General features: G+C 50.9%; 1 rRNA gene (only partly in view). It reads left to right on the top strand.

The window, feature by feature from the left end:
- Positions 1 to 38: 38 nt before the first annotated feature.
- A 23S ribosomal RNA gene (locus tag HNO82_RS22000) occupies positions 39 to 1475 on the top strand; it runs 1512 nt beyond the window's last position.

The raw sequence follows: 1475 nt of genomic DNA, 5'->3' as shown, positions 1-1475 counted from the left end.
TCTTTATAACGCTCTTGCAAAAGAGGCTAACGTTATAGGAACAAGCGAATAAGTGCACATGGTGGATGCCTTGGCGATTACAGGCGATGAAGGACGTAGTAGCTTGCGATAAGCTGCGGGGAGCTGGCAAACGAGCTTTGATCCGCAGATTTCCGAATGGGGAAACCCGGCCGTAAGGTCATCGTTATCTGAATACATAGGGTAACGAAGCGAACGTGGCGAACTGAAACATCTAAGTAGCTACAGGAAAAGAAATCAACCGAGATTCCCAAAGTAGTGGCGAGCGAAATGGGATCAGCCTGCAAGATTTAGCATCAACGATAGTAGAACGGAATGGAAAGTCCGGCCATAGTGGGTGATAGCCCCGTATGCGAAATCGATGGTGTGGAACTAGGCTTGCGACAAGTAGGGCGGGACACGTGAAATCCTGTCTGAACATGGGGGGACCATCCTCCAAGGCTAAATACTCGTAATCGACCGATAGTGAACCAGTACCGTGAGGGAAAGGCGAAAAGAACCCCGGAAGGGGAGTGAAATAGATCCTGAAACCGTGTGCATACAAACAGTAGGAGCCCTGTAAGGGGTGACTGCGTACCTTTTGTATAATGGGTCAGCGACTTACATTCAGTGGCAAGCTTAACCGAATAGGGAAGGCGCAGAGAAATCGAGTCCGAATAGGGCGTTCAGTCGCTGGGTGTAGACCCGAAACCAAGTGATCTATCCATGGCCAGGTTGAAGGTGCGGTAACACGCACTGGAGGACCGAACCCACTAATGTTGAAAAATTAGGGGATGAGCTGTGGATAGGGGTGAAAGGCTAAACAAACTTGGAAATAGCTGGTTCTCTCCGAAAACTATTTAGGTAGTGCCTCAAGTATCACCATCGGGGGTAGAGCACTGTTATGGCTAGGGGGTCATCGCGACTTACCAAACCATTGCAAACTCCGAATACCGATGAGTGCGAGCTTGGGAGACAGACGCCGGGTGCTAACGTCCGACGTCAAGAGGGAAACAACCCAGACCGCCAGCTAAGGTCCCAAAGATTGGCTAAGTGGAAAACGAAGTGGGAAGGCTAAAACAGTCAGGAGGTTGGCTTAGAAGCAGCCATCCTTTAAAGAAAGCGTAATAGCTCACTGATCGAGTCGTCCTGCGCGGAAGATGTAACGGGGCTAAGCCAGTCACCGAAGCTGCGGATATCCGTAAGGATATGGTAGGAGAGCGTTCTGTAAGCCTGTGAAGGTGTCTTGTAAAGGATGCTGGAGGTATCAGAAGTGCGAATGCTGACATGAGTAGCGATAATGCGGGTGAAAAGCCCGCACGCCGTAAGCCCAAGGTTTCCTGTTCAACGTTCATCGGAGCAGGGTGAGTCGGCCCCTAAGGCGAGGCAGAGATGCGTAGCTGATGGGAAGCAGGTTAATATTCCTGCACCGTCGTTAGATGCGATGGGGGGACGGATCGCGGAAGGTTGTCCGAACT

This window comes from Herbaspirillum sp. C9C3 (genome assembly GCF_013359625.1).
Taxonomy (GTDB): Bacteria; Pseudomonadota; Gammaproteobacteria; order Burkholderiales; family Burkholderiaceae_D; genus Herbaspirillum.
Note: the sequence above shows the minus strand (reverse complement) of the source record. Positions and strands in the feature narration are given on the sequence as shown.